Origin of the sequence: Pseudodesulfovibrio mercurii (assembly GCF_000189295.2) — a bacterium.
Lineage (GTDB): Bacteria > Desulfobacterota > Desulfovibrionia > Desulfovibrionales > Desulfovibrionaceae > Pseudodesulfovibrio > Pseudodesulfovibrio mercurii.
Genome location: NC_016803.1, coordinates 72,207 through 86,656, shown reverse-complemented (window position 1 = coordinate 86,656; position 14,450 = coordinate 72,207). Strand labels below are relative to the sequence as shown.

The window sequence follows — 14,450 nt, the reverse complement described above, 5'->3', positions numbered from 1 at the left end:
CGCCACCGGTACAGACAATCACTCGATTTGATGTCATGGACCGAACCCATGAGCGGACTGCATTACCCTGCCGACGACGCCGACCGGCGATTTTCCCTGGACCGCAACCTCCGCTCCCCCCTGTGGCGGCAGATCGCGGCGGCCCTGGAGCGGGAGATTCTGCGGGGCCGCTTCCTCCGGGGCGACCAACTGCCCGCCGAGAGCACCCTGGCCAAGTGGTACGGCGTCAACCGGCACACGGTCCGCCGCGCCCTGTCCCACCTCCAGGAACGCGATTTGGTCCGGTCCGAGAAAGGCAGGGGCACCTTTGTCAGCGAGCACGTGGTCGAGTACATGGTCTCGCGGCGCACGCGGTTCAGCGACAACCTGAACCGGCTGAACCGCTCCCACGGCGGCGTGCTCATCGGCCATGCCGTGGTGGAGGCCGGGGAGGCCGTGTCCAGGGCCCTCCAGATACGACCCGAAGCCCAGGTCTCCAGGCTCGAAATCCTGCGCGAGGCCGAGGGCCGCCCCCTGTCTCTGACCACCCACTACTTCCCCAGGCCGCGCTTCGCCGGAATCCACGAGACCTTCCGTGAAACCGGCTCCATCACCCGCTGCCTCGACGCCCACGGCGTGGCCGACTACTTCCGCGAGGAGACCCGCATCCTGACCCGCCAGCCGACCACGGAGGAGGCCCGGCTCCTCGGCCTGACCCGGCACCGCCCGGTGCTGGAGACCAAATCGGTCAACGTGGACGAGCTGGGCGTGCCCGTGGACTTCGGCATCACCCGCTACGGCGGCGACAAGATCGAACTGGTCATCAAGACCTTCCTGGACTGATCAGAGGATCATCCGCCGCAGGCGGGACGAGAGCTGCTCCACCGCCAGGACCAGGACGAAGATCAGCAGGATGATGGTCGAGGCCTCGGAGTACATGAACATGTCCATGGAGACCTTGAGCTCGATGCCGATGCCGCCCGCCCCGACCAGCCCCAGGACCACCGAGGAGCGCGTGGCCTTTTCCAGGCTGAACAGGGCCGTGTTCACGAACGAAGGCAGGGCCGCCGGGATTACCGCGCAGATGACCGTGCCCAGCCGGCTCGCCCCCAGGGCCTCCAGGGCCTCCTGCGGGCCCTTGTCCACCTCCTCCATGGCCTCGGCGAAGAACCGGCCGCAGAACCCCATGGTGTCCACCATGATGGCCAGGGTGCCCGCGAACGGCCCCAGGCCGACCATGACCACGAAGAACAGCGCCCAGATCAGGTCGGGCACGGTCCGGAACAGGGCGATGAGATTCCTGGACAGGAAATAGAGCACCTTGTTGGGGCTCTGGCTCTTGCAGGCCAGGATGCCCAGGACCAGGCTGAAGGCCACCCCGAAGACCGTGCCCACCAGGGCCATCTGCAACGTCTCCAGCAGGGACAGGGCCACCGCGTCCACGCGCCTGAGCGACGGCGGGAACATCTCGGAGACCAGGTCCACGATGTACGGGAAGCCGTGCACGAACTCGGCCAGGGAGAAGTTGATGTTGCGCATGGAGACGACGAAGAAGGCCAGCCCGGCGGCGTAGAGCGCGAAGGCCAGGGCGCTGGGCCGGGGGAAGCGGATGGGCAGCAGCGCCGGGTCCGCGGCCTGGCCGTCGAAGACGAAACGATTTCCTTCCCGGGTATGGTCAGCCATAGATCCTCCGCAGGGTTTCCGGGTCCAGGTCCCTGGACGCGCTGTCCATCTCGATGCGCCCGTCGCGCAGGCCGATGACCCGGTCCGAGTACTCCAGGGCGTGGCGCACCGAATGGGAGGTGTAGACCAGGGTCAGCCCCCGGCTGCGGATGAGGTCCACGAACAGGCGCATGACCTCCTCGCCCGCGTTGGGGTCGAGACTGGCCACGGGCTCGTCCGCGAACATGATCCTGGGCCGCTGCATGAGCGCCCTGGCGATGGCCACCCTCTGGGACTGGCCGCCGGACAGCTGGTCCACGCGCTGCTCGGCCACGTGCGACAGCCCGACCAGTTGCAGGCAGCGCATGGCCTCCTGGCGCTCCCCGTCGGTGGCCAGCATGTGCCACCAGACCCTCGGGCCGCGCTTGCGGCTCTGGGCTCCGTGGAGCACGTTGGTCAGGGCGGTCAGGCGCGGCACCAGGTTGTGTTTCTGGAAGACGAAGCCCACCTGGCTGCGCAGCTTGCGCAGGCCGGGCCGGCGCAGGGCCATGACGTCCACCCCGCCCATTTCAAGAGACCCGCCCGTGGGCTCGATGAGCCGCAGCAGGCAGCGCAGCAGGGTCGATTTGCCCGCGCCGTTGGACCCGACCAGGGCCACGGCCTCGCCCTTGTTCACGGTCAGGTCCACGCCGTCCAGAACCGTGACCCGGCCGAAGGACTTGACCAGCCCTTCGACCCGGATTTCCCTGTGTTCATCGACCATGACCGCCGGGGGCGTCTCCCCGGCGGACGTATTGAACTTGAGCATCAGTCACCCACGAAGTCGGAGTACTGGGGATAGCCGATGGTGGCGTACATGGACCGCACGTAGTTGTAGTCCGCGTCCTTGACCTGGGGCAGGAAGACCATGCCCTTGTACTTCTGGTTGTCCTCGCCGGTCAGGATGGCGGCGACCATCTCGTCGGAGTGGTCCGCGAACGCGGCGCGCACCTTGGCGACCACGTCCTTGTCCACGTGGGGGCCGACCACGAGCACGTCGTTGGGCAGGTCCGGACCGCGCGCGATGACCTTGAAGGCCCCGGCCGGAAGCTGCTTGTCCTTGGAGCGCATCTTCAGGAACTTGTCGTTGGTGGTGGCGAAGGCGGCCACGTCGCCGCGCTTGAGGGCCTCGAAGCCGACCTTGTAGTCCACGTGCAGGGTCTTGACGTCCTTCAGGGGATCGAGTCCGTTGTCCTTGAGGATCTGCATGGGGGCCAGGTGCTTGGAGGTGGAGCCGACGTCGCCCATGGCCACCTTCTTGCCCTTCAGGTCCGTGACCGAGTTGATCCCGCTGGAGGCCAGGACGATGATCGAGCCGAAGTAGTCGGGCCGGGAAAAGCCGACCACGGGCTCGGCGTTGACGCGCTTCTTGAAGACCACGTACTCGGCCGGGCCGGTCAGGACGAAGTCCACCCGCTGGGACTTGAGGGCCTCCACGGCGGCCGTGCGGTTGTTGACCGGGAAGAACTCGAAATCGTAGCCGGTCAGGCTGCCCAGCTTCTCCTTGAACACGCCGAACTCCCGCTGGAGCTCCTCCATGCCTTCCAGGTCGGTGACGGCCAGGCGAACGGTCTCGGCGGCCAGGGCCCAGGTGGACATGGCCAGGACCATGAGCAGGGCCGACAACAGGGTGACGACAGAACGTTTCATTGCATCTCTCTCCATGATTTCCGGTTGCGTCGGCCCATGCCGACGGTTTGTTCGGTCACAGAGTATGGCCGCCGGGTTACGGCCGGATTGCGGTTGGACGTACAACAGACGAACTTCCCCTAGACAGATCGGCCACCTGTCTACTGCTTTACTTCCGCCACCCTCCTCGACGAACATGGCTCCCCGGCGGGACCGGTCGCGGTCCCGTTCCGGACGGACGGCGCGGGCCGGACCGCGTCACGGGACCGTCGCCCGACGGCCGCGCGATGTTCATGAACCACGTGACGAAAAAAAGGATGATGGATGGATATGCAGATTCGAAACGGACGCGTACTGCTCCCGGACGGCGACGTGCGGCGGACGGACATCACCGTGGCCGACGGGGTCATCCGCGAACTGGGCGGCGCCCGCAATGGGCAACCTTCACTGGACGTCCGGGGCAGACTCGTCCTGCCCGGCATCGTGGACCTGCACGGGGACGGCTTCGAGCGGCACATCATGCCGCGCGCCGGGGTCTCCTTCGAGCGGGCCCTGGGGCTCCTGGACACGGACCGGACCATGACGGCCAACGGCATCACCACCGCCTTCCACGGCCTGACCGTCTCCTGGGAGCCGGGGTTGCGCAGCCGCGACGCGGCCCACGCATTTCTGTCCGACTTCGCCGCCGTGCGCGGCCGCCTGGGCTGCGACACCCGGCTGCACCTGCGCTTCGAGACCTACAACCTCCCGGCCCTGAACGAGGTGCAGGCCTGGCTGCGCGACGGGCTCGTGGACATGCTCGCCTTCAACGACCACATCGACGCCATGTTCTCCAACCTGGACCGCTACGCCAAGATGTCCGGCTACCTGGACCGCACCGGCCTGAACCGGGACCAGTTCATCGCCCGGATCACCGAGATCAGGGAGCGCGCCGAAGCCGTGCCCGCAGGCATAGAGCGGCTGGCCGGGGCGGCCGTGGAACGCAACATCCCCATGGCCTCCCACGACGATCCGGACCCGGCCACGCGCGCCTGGTACCACGGGCTGGGCTGCGCCATCTCGGAATTTCCCCTGGACGAGGCCACGGCCCGCACCGCCCGCGAACTCGGCGGCAAGGTGGTCCTGGGCGCGCCCAACGCGCTCCGGGGCAAGAGCCACATCAACCGGCTCATGGCCCGCGACGCCGTGCGCATGGGGCTGTGCGACGTCCTGACCTCGGACTACTTCTACCCCTCCCTGCTCCAGGCCGCCTTCGCCCTGGCCCGGGAAAAGGTCTGTCCCTTCCCCGAGGCGTGGGGGCTGGTCTCCGCCGGTCCGGCCAAGGCCGTGGGCCTGACCGACCGGGGGGCCATCGAACCGGGCCGACGCGCCGACCTGGTGGTGGTGGACGACGCGGACCCGGCCCTGCCCTGCGCCGTCCTGACCATGCGCCAAGGCGCGCCCGTGTTCAGCGCGGGCGACCTCATGGGCTAGGCCGGCCCGCTCCCGGAGACGGCGGGGGCGTCAGGCCGCAGCCCGCCCCGGCGTCCGCTCAGAACGGCAGGCCGACCATGACGCGGATGTGCCAGGTCTCCGGGGAAAAGGCGAAGTCGGCGCGGCCGAGGTAGTCGTTGATCAGCGCCGAGAAGCGCACCCCGGCGTCGTACTTCATGTCCTTGTTGAGGGTCAGCAGGTTCCACTCGTCGGCCACCCGGCCGAGTTCCCCGAACAGGGTCACCTGGACCCAGTCCACCTTGGCCAGCCGGAGGTTCTTCAGCGGATTCCAGCGGGGCATGTAGCGGTATTCGAACCCGTAGTAGAGGGCCGCCCGGTCGTTGAAGCGGTTGTTGTCGAAGCCGCGCATGCGGTCGATGCCGCCCAGGGTCGCCCCCTCGAAGGGCGGCGGGCGCTGGCCGGACAGGGTCCCGACGGTCCAGACGTCGATGCCGATCACGCGCTGGCGCGCCGAGTCGGACGGGCCCAGGGAAAAGAACCTGCTCCACTCGCCCTCCAGGGCGGTCCAGTTGACGCTGTCCGCCATGACGTCGAACCCCTGGCTGAGGGCGATCTTCTGCTTGCTCCCGGTGGTCGGGTTCAGGGGAAAGTCGGTGTTGTCGTGGCGCAGCCCCAGGCGGACGCCCGCGGTCTCGTAGACCACCGGCTCGGAATCGCTCTCCTTGATGGTCTGGTCGCGGTAGAACGGGGTCACGTCGAGGTAGGTCAGGCCGCCCTTCAGCGGGTTCCAGTCGCCCCCGCCCGTGGCCCCGGCGACAAGCATGCCGTCCCGCAGCCGGTAGTCGGCGATGGGGTCGTCCGCGCCGCCGCCCCAGGGCAGGACGTACTTGAACTTGGCCTCCAGCCAGTTGTCGTGGCCCCGCCCGCTGAGCCGGTCGGTCTTCTGCGAGGCGTTGTTGCCCGCGCCATCGGAACCGGAAAATATCCACAGGTGGGGATAGGTGCCCAGGGAGCCGATGGTGTCCAGAAAAATCCGCTCCGTGTTCCAGACCCGGTAGTTGGACACGGCCCCGATGACCACCGCCGCCTTCTGGGTCGAGACGTAGCCGGTGCCCGCCACGCTCATCTGCCCGTCCTGGAACCCGGTGATCCCGCCCCCGATGCCCACGGCCAGCCCCACGAGGTCCGAACGGAAGGCGAAAGGCACCAGGATCGAGCGGGTGGGCTTCTCCTCCCCGTCCTCGTCGCCCTGCTCCTTGGCGTCCCCGCCGGTCGTGTCGGTTTCCGGACCGGCCTTGCGGATGAGGGCGGGCCCGAAGCTCTCGGCCCGCACCGGGACGGGCCCGGCGAGCACGGCCCAGGCCAGCCAGAGCAACGGCAGCACGCGGACCCACCGCAGGGCGCGCCACAACGGCGCGCGTGCGGGTCCGGGCGGCGCACCGGCGGGCGGGCGCATGCGCTGGTCGTCTCCCCGGCAGGTCATGGTTTCACGTAGGCGAACCCTTGGCGCTGCAACTCGACGATCTCCACCACCCCGGCGGGCACCACCACACACCCCGGACAAAGCCGCTCGGGATCGATCTCGAACTTGCGCAGGGCGTTGTTGCAGACCTTCACGGCCACGCCCTTGGCGATCGCTTCGCGGAACCGCTCAGCATACTCGCCGTCGCGGTCCAGGAAGAGCACGCCCGGCCCGTTGACCACCAGGGCCACGGCAGGCTGGTCTTCGGGAAAGGCGGCCAGGTAGTTCATGATGTTGCTGAAGGCGATATCCAGGGCCTGGCGGTCGTGATCGAAATGAAACAGGACGTCGTACCGCATATCCGTCACCTCGGAGGGGAAAGCCGAATTGGGCTGAAAGGGTTGATGAACGGGCCGCGCGGACGCGGGCCGCGGCCCCGGCGAAAAGCGTTCACGCGGCGAGACAACACGCCGGGGCAGGACGATACTCGTGAAAACCACGGAATCCGTCAAGGGGGACCAGGCCGGTCGCCGCCGCCCCTTGACAGTAATTAGCTTCCTAACTAAAATGAGAGGCATGTTTTTCCTCAAGGACTTTCCCGACGCCGAGATGATCGACCGTCTGCGGTGCATGTTCCCCCAGGCCGACGTGACCGGGGTGCAGACGTTCATCCGGCTCCTCGCCCTGGGCAGCGAATGCCTGTTCCACCTGGACCGTCTGCTCGACCGGCACGGCCTGAGCCACAGCCGCTGGATCGTGCTCATGCTCCTGCGGCGCCGGGAGGTCTGGCGGGCTCTGCCCTCGGAACTGGCCGAGGAACAGGGCATCACCCGGGCGACCATGTCCGGGCTGACCCAGCGCCTGGAGAAGCAGGGGCTGATCACCCGGCAGCCGGACGACAGCGACCGGCGGCAGACCGTGCTCGTCCTGACCCAGGCGGGCGCAGCGCTCATCGAGCGGGTCCTGCCGGAATGCATCGCGCTCATGGAACGGACCCTCTCGCCCCTGGACGACGGGGAAAAGGACGAGCTCAAGCGGCTGGTCGAAAAGCTGTTTCCGCTCCGCGCCCAAGGCGCGTGAATCTTCACCAAACAACAGGAAGTCGGCACGCTATGCGCAAGGTTGTCATCATCATCGCGGCCCTGGTTCTCCTCGGCGGAGGCGGCTATTGGGCCTACAGGACCTATTGCGGCGAATGCGCGGAAACGGGCGAACTGGTGCTCTACGGCAACGTGGACATCCGTCAGGTCAACCTCGCCTTCAAGGACGGCGAACGGATTCAGGACGTCCTCGTGGAGGAAGGCGACGTGGTCGCCAAGGGCCAGGAACTGGCCCGGTTGCAGACCCGGCGGCTGGAGGCCGAGATAGCGTCCCTCAAGGCGGGCGTGGACGCCCAGAATTTCGTGGTTCTCCAGCTGGAGAACGGGTCCCGGCCCGAGGAGATCCAGCAGGCCCGGGCCGAGGAACGCCAGGCCCTGGCAGAACAGAACCTGACCAAGCGGACCTATGACCGCCAGTCGCGGCTGCTCAAGAGCGGGGCCAACGCCCAGCAGGACCTGGACGACGCCCTGGCCCGGTACGACGTGGCCAAGGCCAAGTACCAGGTGGCGGTGCAGAACCGCATCCTCATGGAAAAGGGCGCCCGCTGGGAGGAGATCGCCTCGGCCAGGGCCTCCCTGCACAAGCTCGAGGCGGACCTGGAGACCCTCAAGGTCAAGCTGGCGGAGAGCACCCTCTACGCGCCCAGCGACGCCGTGGTCCGCAGCCGCAACCTGGAGCCGGGCGACATGGCCTCGGCCCAGAACCCGGTCTTCACCCTGGGCATCATGGACCCCAAGTGGGTCCGGACCTACATCCCCGAGGACAAGCTCGGCCAGATCAAGCCGGGCATGCGCGGCTACGCCGTGGCCGACTCCTGGCCGGGCGAGCGGTTCGAGGGCTGGATCGGATTCATCTCGTCCACCGCCGAATTCACGCCCCGCTCCGTGGAAACCCCGGAGCTGCGCACCTCCCTGGTCTACGAGGTCCGGCTGAACGTCCACGACCCCGAAAACCGGCTCCGGCTGGGCATGCCGGTGACGGTTCGCTTCGACCACGGGACCGGGCCCGCGACACAGCCCGCCGAGGGGGACTAGACACGGCCATGGCGGAAACAGGCGGTTCCAAGCCCCTGGAGGTCAGGGACCTGCACAAGACCTTTGCCCGGGGCAAGGGGCGGGTGGAGGCCCTGCGGGGCATCTCCTTCGACCTCGAACCCGGCAGCGTCAACGCCCTGCTCGGGCCCGACGGCGCGGGCAAGACCACGCTCATCCGCCTGGCCACGGGCGTCATGGCCCCGGACCGTGGCACCGTGACCGTGCTCGGCATGGACTCGGTCAAAGAGGCCCGCGACATCCAGGCGGCCATCGGCTACATGCCCCAGCGCTTCGGCCTGTACGAGGACCTGACCGTGCAGGAGAACCTGGACCTCTACGCGGACCTTCAGGGCGTGGGCCGCGAGGTGCGCGGGGAGCGCTACCAGGCCCTGATGGACATGACCAACCTGGCCCCGTTCACCGGGCGGTTGGCCGGGCGGCTGTCCGGCGGCATGAAGCAGAAGCTCGGCCTGGCCTGCTCCCTGCTCAAGACCCCGCGCTTCCTGCTCCTGGACGAGCCCACCGTGGGCGTGGACCCCCTGTCCCGGCGCGAGCTGTGGTCCATCGTGGACGCCCTGGTGCGCAAGGACAACATCACCGTGCTGGTCAGCACCGCCTACCTGGACGAGGCCGCGCGCTGCGACCGGGTCTTCATCCTCCAGGACGGCGACCTCATCGGCCAGGGCACGCCGGACTCCTTCATCGGCCAGGCGCAGGGCCGGACCTGGCGGGTCACGCCCGGCACCACTCCGCGCGTGGTCCAGAGCCGCCTGTTCGGCAAGCCCGAGATCGCCGACGCCACCCTGGAGTCGGGCCGGGTCCGCGTGGTCACCCGCGAGACCGCCCTGCCCGAAACCCTTTTCAGCAACGCCGAGGCCCTGGACCCGAAGTCCGTGGCCCCGGTCTTCGAGGACGGCTTCATGCTCCTGCTCAACCGGGACGCCGAGGCCGAGGCCCCGGCCCTGAACGTCTCGGCGGTCCACGGACGCGGCGACGGCACGGCCATCCGGGTGACCGGCCTGGAGCGGCGCTTCGGCGACTTCTACGCGGTCAAGGGCTTGGAATTTTCCGTCAAACGCGGGGAGATTTTCGGGCTGCTCGGACCCAACGGGGCGGGCAAGTCCACCACCTTCCGCATGCTCTGCGGCCTGCTGCCCGCCACGGGCGGGACCCTGGAGGTGGGCGGCCTGAACCTGCGCCGGGCCGCGGCCAAGGCCCGCAAGAACCTGGGCTACATGGCCCAGAAGTTCTCCCTGTACGGCCAGCTCTCCGTCCGCGAGAATCTCGATTTCTTCAGCAAGGTCTACGGGTTGTCCGGCCCCCGCCGCGAGGAGCGCGTGCAGTGGGCACTCCAGGAACTGGACCTGGCGAACGAGGCCGACGCCACGTCCGGGGAGCTGCCCTTCGGCTTCCGCCAACGCCTGTCCCTGGCCTGCGCCCTGATGCACGAGCCCGACATCCTCTTCCTGGACGAGCCCACCTCCGGGGTCGATCCCCTGGCCCGGCGGCAGTTCTGGGCCCGGATCAACTCCCTGGCCGAGCAGGGCGTGACCGTGGTGGTCACCACCCACTTCATGGAGGAGGCCGAGTACTGCGACCGCATGCTGATCATGATGGCCGGGGAGCTGCTGGCCCAGGGCACCCCCGACGAGATCCGCAAATACGCCGGCAAGGACGGCGACGCGACCATCGAGGAGGCGTTCATCGCCCTCGTCGAGGAACACCGGGCGCGGCAAAAGGAGGCCTGACCGTGCATAGCCGACTCGATTTCATCCGCCTGCGCGCCCTGCTGGTCAAGGAATGGCTCCAGATCATCCGCGACCCGTCGAGCATCGCCCTGGCCTTCTTCATCCCCATCGTCATGCTCCTGCTCTTCGGCTACGGCATCAGCCTGGACCCCAAGGAACTGCCCGTGGCCTTCGTCATGGACAAGCCCGACCCCACCGGCTCCACCCTGCTGGCCCGCTTCCTCCACTCCGACTATTTCGACCCCGTGCCCATGACCTCCTGGCCCGAGGCGCGGCAGCTGCTCCTGGACCGGAAGGTGGACGCGGTCATCCGGTTGCAGACGGACTTCACCCGCCGCCTGATGACCGGCGGCCAGGCCCCGGTGCAGCTCATCGTCAACGGGGTGGACTCCAACCGCGCCCTGCAGATCCTCGGCTACGTGACCATGACCTGGCGCGGCTGGCTGGCCGAGGTCCAGAAGACCCTGCCGGGGGCGCAGGCGCAGACGCCGGTGGGTCTGGTGGACCTGCAACAGCGCATCTGGTTCAATGAGGCCATCCGCAGCGAGAACTTCCTGGTGCCCGGCCTCATGGCCATCATCATGACCCTGATCGGCACCCTGCTGACCGCCATGGTCATGGCCAGGGAATGGGAGCGGGGGACCATGGAGGCGTTGCTGGTCACCCCGGTCAGCCGCCTCGAAATCGTCCTGGGCAAGCTGATCCCCTATTTCCTGCTCGGCATGGGCGGCCTGGTCCTGTGCATCGTCATGGCCGTGTTCCTGTTCCACGTCCCGTTCCGGGGCTCCCTGGTCCTGCTCCTGGTCCTCGGCGGCGTGTTCATGGTCGGCACCCTGGGCCTCGGGCTGTTCATCTCCTCCACGGCCAAAAACCAGTTCGTGGCCGGGCAGATCGCCCTGCTGGCCGCCTTCCTGCCGTCCTTCTTCCTGTCCGGGTTCATCTTCGAGCTGGCCAGCACCCCCCTGTTCATCCAGGTGCTCTCCTACATCGTCCCGGCCAAATACTTCGTCAACATCGTCCAGACGCTGTTCCTGGCGGGCAACGTGACCTCGGTCCTGCTGCCCAACCTGGCGGGCATGGCCGTCCTGGCCCTGGTCTTCATGACCCTGGCCTTCCGCAAGACACGCAAGAGCCTGGAGTAGCCCCATGGAAAGCGTCCGCCGCGTCATCGCCCTGATCATCAAGGAATTCCTGACCCTGTTCAAGGACCCCAAGAGCCGCACCGTGGTCATCGGGCCGCCGCTCATCCAGCTGGTCCTGTTCGGCTACGCGGCCACCTTCGACCTGACCAACATCCCCTACGCCTACGAGGACCTGAGCCGGTCCGTGGAGTCCCGCGAACTCCTCTCCGGGCTGTCCGGATCGCCCTATTTCCGCCTGGTGGGCGAGGTCCGGGGCGAGGAGGCCATCCGCGAGATCATCGACAGCCGCAAGGTGGGCTTCGTCCTGCGCATCGGGCAGACCTTCGCCCGCGACCTGCGGGCGGGCCGCGACGCCCCGGTCCAGGCCCTGCTGGATGGACGCAACTCCAACACCGCCGGAATCATCGGCAACTACCTGGGCAATGTGGTCAGCCGGTACAACGCCCTGCGGTTGCAAAGGGCGGGCCGGGCCAGCCCGTCCATCCTGGTCTCGCGCATCTACTACAACGAGAACGCGCTCAGCCGGGACTTCTTCGTGCCCGGCATCGTCGGGCTCATCGCCATGGTCGTGACCCTGCTGGTCACCGCCCTGTCCGTGGCCCGCGAACGGGAGCACGGGACCTTCGACCAGTTGCTGGTCACGCCGCTCTCCCCCATCGGCATCCTCATCGGCAAGGCCGCGCCGGGCCTGATCATCGGCCTGTCCGAGGCCACCCTGATCCTGCTGGCCGCGGTCTATTGGTTCGAGGTGCCCCTGCGCGGCAATGTCGGGCTGCTCTACCTGGGGCTGTTCTTCTTCATCTTTGCGGCCGTGGGCGTTGGGCTGATGATCTCGTCCCTGAGCGTGACCATGCAGCAGGCCCTGCTCGGCTCTTTCCTGTTCCTCATGCCCGCCGTGCTCCTGTCCGGCTTCGCCACGCCCATCGCCAACATGGCCACCGTGGTCCAGTGGATCACCCTCATCAACCCCCTGCGCTACGTCCTGGTCCTGATCCGGGGCGTGTTCATCGAAAACTCGCCGACCTACGTGCTGCTCATGCAGGTCTGGCCCCTGGCCCTCATCGGCCTGGCCTGCATGGCCCTGGCCGTGGTCATGTTCCGCAACCGAATATATTGACGACTCGCCACACAAAAGAAATGTCCGGGACCGGCCGGAGGCGGTGTGGAGGTGCGGACTCTGGAGAGGAAAAGACGCGGAAAAACCGGCCGTCCGGGTGCACGGCGGGGATGCGCAGGGCGTTCCCGGCAAAGGAAAAGGGCTTACGATTCGCATCGTAAGCCCTTGATTTCTGGCGGAGAAGGAGGGATTTGAACCCTCGTATGAGCTTTACACCCATAACACGCTTAGCAGGCGTGCGCCTTCAGCCAGCTCGGCCACTTCTCCCGTTCTCAGCGCGCACGAGAACGTGCCGTGCGCATTGAGGAAAGTCCGTCTACACTTTTCCCGCGCAAATTGTCAACAACGGGACGCCCTATTTGCCCTTTTTCCGGGTCCCGGCCTGCTCGTCGGCCGCCTTTTCCTCGCGGCGGCGCTTGCTCTTGAGCGCCTTGTATTTCTCCTCGTGGCGGCGCGTCTTGGCCCCGCCGATGCGCTCGCGGCCAGGACCGCGCTTGCCCAGCGCCGAGATGCCGCGCGCCTTTTCCCACTCCTTCTTGTCGTGGCTGGAGCGGAAGACCACGTTGACCGGCGCGGACTTGATGCCGAGCATCTTGCGGAACTGGTTCTCCAGGTAGCGCACGTAGGACGTCTTGACGATGGTGTGGTCGTTGCAGAAGAAGACGAAGGTCGGGATGGGCTCGTCCGCCTGGGTCACGTAGTAGAACTTGGGCCGCTTGCGCTTGACCACCGGGGGCTGGAGTTTCTCGACCACGGCCTGCATGATCCGGTTCAGCTCGCCGGTGCCCACGCGGATGTCGCACTCCTTGCGCATGGTCTCGGCCAGGGGCAGGAGCTTGCCGATGCCCAGTCCCTTGACCGCGCTGGTCATGACCACGGGCACGTGCGGGACCAGGCGCAGTTCCTCGCGGAAGGCCTCCAGGGCGCGGTTGGTCTCGCTCCTGGGGATGAGGTCCGCCTTGTTCACGACCACCATGAACGGGGTCTTCTCCTTGGCCAAAAATTCGATGAGCCGCTTGTCCTGCCGCCCCACGCCCAGCGTGATGTCGATGGTCAGGACGGTCACGTCGGACCGCTTGGAGTTCTTGAGCGCCCGGATGACGCTGATCTTCTCCAGGTGGTCCTGGATGTTGGCCCGCTTGCGCACGCCCGCCGTGTCCACGAAGGTGTAGCGCTTGCCCCCCTTCTCGAAGGTCACGTCGATGGAATCGCGGGTGGTCCCGGCCACATCCGAGACGATCAGCCGGTCCTTGCCGATGAGGGCGTTGATGATTGAGGACTTGCCCGCGTTGGGACGGCCGAGCATGGTCAGCCGAAGCCCCTTCTCCACCCCGTCGTCCTCCTCGACCGGAATGCCCAGGTCCTCGACGAACCGCCGGACCCGGTCGCGGACCTCGTGCAGGTTATAGCCGTGAGCCGCGGACACGGGCAGGAACTCGATGCCCAGCTCGTGGAACTCGGCGGTCATGTGGGCCTCGAACTCGCTGCCGTCCACCTTGTTGATGAGCATGAGCACCGGCTTGCCCGAGCGGCGCACGAATTCGGCGGCCTGGCGGTCCAGCGGGGTCAGCCCCTCCTTGCCGTCCACCACGAAGACGATGGCGTTGGCCTCGTTGATGGCCTCCTGGGCCTGCTCGAAGATCTCGTCCTCGAAGTCCTTGGACAACTCGGGCGTGGCCTCGGATTCCAGGACCATGCCCCCGGTGTCCACGAGGTCGAAGCGGGTCTCGCCCATGATGCACTCGCCGTAGATGCGGTCGCGCGTCACCCCCGGCAAGTCGTGGGTGATGGACCGCGACTTCCTGAGCAGGCGGTTGAAGAGGGTGGATTTGCCCACGTTGGGGCGGCCCACCAGGGCGACGATCGGCAGCATGTTCGGCTCCGGATGGTTGATGCGCGTTGAAAAATCGGGACCCAGCACTCCCCAGTGGCGGGAAGCGCGGGGTTATCTTATCTTCATTCGAAAGTCGAGTCCATTGTTCCGGGAGGGGTCCGTTCCCCGGCCGCCATGTCCTCGATGCCCCCGCTCGGCCGGATGGCCCGACCGGTCCCGAAACGAAACGGGGAAAACCGCAACCCGGCTTCGCCCCGAAACATACCCGG

The 14,450-nt window shown here is 67.3% G+C and carries 13 protein-coding genes and 1 tRNA gene; 7 read left to right on the top strand and 7 right to left on the bottom strand.

The genetic code is table 11. The features are described 5' to 3' along the window. Window positions 1-48: 48 nt before the first annotated feature. Window positions 49-822 carry a phosphonate metabolism transcriptional regulator PhnF gene (gene phnF / locus DND132_RS00415; RefSeq protein ID WP_014320727.1) on the top strand — a complete coding sequence of 258 codons (774 nt, stop codon included), beginning with the start codon at window positions 49-51 and terminating at the stop codon, window positions 820-822. Here the strand turns inward: phnF and phnE are convergent, their stop codons facing one another. The 3 genes from phnE to DND132_RS00400 are packed head-to-tail and all read right to left on the bottom strand — an operon-like array spanning window position 823 to window position 3,330. Next, window positions 823-1,662 (bottom strand): phosphonate ABC transporter, permease protein PhnE, encoded by an 840-nt coding sequence (gene phnE, locus DND132_RS00410; RefSeq protein ID WP_014320726.1) that lies wholly within the window; start codon window positions 1,660-1,662, stop codon window positions 823-825. Beyond that, on the bottom strand, window positions 1,655-2,449 hold the full coding sequence (locus tag DND132_RS00405; protein ID WP_014320725.1) for a phosphonate ABC transporter ATP-binding protein: 795 nt from the start codon (window positions 2,447-2,449) through the stop codon (window positions 1,655-1,657). The genes phnE and DND132_RS00405 overlap by 8 nt, the downstream gene beginning before the upstream one ends. Further along, on the bottom strand, window positions 2,449-3,330 hold the full coding sequence (locus tag DND132_RS00400; RefSeq protein ID WP_014320724.1) for a phosphate/phosphite/phosphonate ABC transporter substrate-binding protein: 882 nt from the start codon (window positions 3,328-3,330) through the stop codon (window positions 2,449-2,451). Before DND132_RS00400 ends, DND132_RS00405 begins: the two co-directional genes overlap by 1 nt. Window positions 3,331-3,639: 309 nt before the next feature. Between DND132_RS00400 and DND132_RS00395 the strand changes: the two genes are divergently transcribed. Beyond that, the gene (locus tag DND132_RS00395) at window positions 3,640-4,782 is read left to right on the top strand and encodes an alpha-D-ribose 1-methylphosphonate 5-triphosphate diphosphatase (RefSeq protein ID WP_238528232.1); all 1,143 of its coding nucleotides are present in this window, start codon (window positions 3,640-3,642) and stop codon (window positions 4,780-4,782) included. A gap of 58 nt (window positions 4,783-4,840) precedes the next feature. Here the strand turns inward: DND132_RS00395 and DND132_RS00390 are convergent, their stop codons facing one another. Continuing rightward, window positions 4,841-6,127 (bottom strand): BamA/TamA family outer membrane protein, encoded by a 1,287-nt coding sequence (locus DND132_RS00390; RefSeq protein ID WP_148266915.1) that lies wholly within the window; start codon window positions 6,125-6,127, stop codon window positions 4,841-4,843. A gap of 95 nt (window positions 6,128-6,222) precedes the next feature. Further along, window positions 6,223-6,564: a DsrE family protein gene (locus tag DND132_RS00385; protein WP_014320721.1), complete on the bottom strand. Its 342-nt coding sequence runs from the start codon at window positions 6,562-6,564 to the stop codon at window positions 6,223-6,225. Window positions 6,565-6,781: 217 nt separating this feature from the next. On the opposite strand from DND132_RS00385, the gene DND132_RS00380 reads away from it, so the two are divergent. Genes DND132_RS00380 through DND132_RS00360 form a run of 5 tightly spaced genes read left to right on the top strand, consistent with a single transcriptional unit; the run spans window position 6,782 to window position 12,347 of the window. Further along, window positions 6,782-7,285: a MarR family winged helix-turn-helix transcriptional regulator gene (locus tag DND132_RS00380; protein ID WP_041915637.1), complete on the top strand. Its 504-nt coding sequence runs from the start codon at window positions 6,782-6,784 to the stop codon at window positions 7,283-7,285. 32 nt (window positions 7,286-7,317) lie between these two features. Next, complete coding sequence (locus tag DND132_RS00375) at window positions 7,318-8,340, top strand: HlyD family secretion protein (protein ID WP_014320719.1); 1,023 nt, start codon at window positions 7,318-7,320, stop codon at window positions 8,338-8,340. 8 nt (window positions 8,341-8,348) lie between these two features. Then, a complete protein-coding gene (locus DND132_RS00370; protein ID WP_014320718.1) occupies window positions 8,349-10,088 on the top strand; it encodes an ATP-binding cassette domain-containing protein in 1,740 nt (579 codons plus the stop codon). A 2-nt stretch (window positions 10,089-10,090) separates the two neighbouring features. After that, the gene (locus DND132_RS00365; protein ID WP_014320717.1) at window positions 10,091-11,230 is read left to right on the top strand and encodes an ABC transporter permease; all 1,140 of its coding nucleotides are present in this window, start codon (window positions 10,091-10,093) and stop codon (window positions 11,228-11,230) included. Between the two features lie 4 nt (window positions 11,231-11,234). Further along, window positions 11,235-12,347 (top strand): ABC transporter permease, encoded by a 1,113-nt coding sequence (locus tag DND132_RS00360; protein WP_014320716.1) that lies wholly within the window; start codon window positions 11,235-11,237, stop codon window positions 12,345-12,347. Between the two features lie 173 nt (window positions 12,348-12,520). On the opposite strand, the gene DND132_RS00355 is transcribed toward DND132_RS00360, so the two are convergent. Both DND132_RS00355 and der read right to left on the bottom strand, forming a co-directional pair. Continuing rightward, window positions 12,521-12,614, bottom strand: a tRNA-Ser gene (locus DND132_RS00355). An 88-nt stretch (window positions 12,615-12,702) separates the two neighbouring features. Then, window positions 12,703-14,220, bottom strand: a complete 1,518-nt coding sequence (der, locus tag DND132_RS00350; protein WP_014320715.1) for a ribosome biogenesis GTPase Der — start codon at window positions 14,218-14,220, stop codon at window positions 12,703-12,705. Between the last annotated feature and the right edge of the window lie 230 nt (window positions 14,221-14,450).

Bases quoted from the DNA above. Each gene is read 5' to 3' on its own strand.
- phnF (WP_014320727.1), top strand. From the start codon at position 49: ATGAGCGGACTGCATTACCCTGCCGACGACGCCGACCGGCGATTTTCC.
- phnE (WP_014320726.1), bottom strand. From the start codon at position 1,662: ATGGCTGACCATACCCGGGAAGGAAATCGTTTCGTCTTCGACGGCCAG.
- DND132_RS00405 (WP_014320725.1), bottom strand. From the start codon at position 2,449: ATGCTCAAGTTCAATACGTCCGCCGGGGAGACGCCCCCGGCGGTCATG.
- DND132_RS00400 (WP_014320724.1), bottom strand. From the start codon at position 3,330: ATGAAACGTTCTGTCGTCACCCTGTTGTCGGCCCTGCTCATGGTCCTG.
- DND132_RS00395 (WP_238528232.1), top strand. From the start codon at position 3,640: ATGCAGATTCGAAACGGACGCGTACTGCTCCCGGACGGCGACGTGCGG.
- DND132_RS00385 (WP_014320721.1), bottom strand. From the start codon at position 6,564: ATGCGGTACGACGTCCTGTTTCATTTCGATCACGACCGCCAGGCCCTG.
- DND132_RS00380 (WP_041915637.1), top strand. From the start codon at position 6,782: ATGTTTTTCCTCAAGGACTTTCCCGACGCCGAGATGATCGACCGTCTG.
- DND132_RS00375 (WP_014320719.1), top strand. From the start codon at position 7,318: ATGCGCAAGGTTGTCATCATCATCGCGGCCCTGGTTCTCCTCGGCGGA.
- DND132_RS00370 (WP_014320718.1), top strand. From the start codon at position 8,349: ATGGCGGAAACAGGCGGTTCCAAGCCCCTGGAGGTCAGGGACCTGCAC.
- DND132_RS00360 (WP_014320716.1), top strand. From the start codon at position 11,235: ATGGAAAGCGTCCGCCGCGTCATCGCCCTGATCATCAAGGAATTCCTG.
- der (WP_014320715.1), bottom strand. From the start codon at position 14,220: ATGCTGCCGATCGTCGCCCTGGTGGGCCGCCCCAACGTGGGCAAATCC.